At 77.2% G+C, this 215-nt stretch carries 1 protein-coding gene; it reads right to left on the bottom strand.

Annotation, left to right across the window (positions count from 1 at the left end):
• Positions 1-215, bottom strand: a 215-nt coding sequence (locus tag G3I40_RS44685) for a hypothetical protein (RefSeq protein ID WP_164560503.1), incomplete at both ends; no start/stop codon positions are given.

Raw genomic sequence — 215 nt, 5'->3', positions numbered from 1 at the left:
CGTCAGCGGTGCGGCGAGCTCCTCGTCCGGTCCGGGCAGGTCGATCGACCCGCCCCAGCGCGTGGGGTGTTCCAGGCCGATGACCCGGCCCAGGCCCCACACGGCCGTCTGCGCGGGGTCCGGTTCGCCGTCCTGGTCGGTCACGGTCACGGCCCGCCGGGTCAGCGCCCACAGGGGTGCCTCGATGCCGGCGTCGCCCAGGGCCTGGGCCAGGG

This window comes from Streptomyces sp. SID14478 (assembly GCF_010548525.1).
Lineage (GTDB): Bacteria > Actinomycetota > Actinomycetes > Streptomycetales > Streptomycetaceae > Streptomyces.
This window is presented reverse-complemented; position numbering and strand designations above follow the sequence as displayed.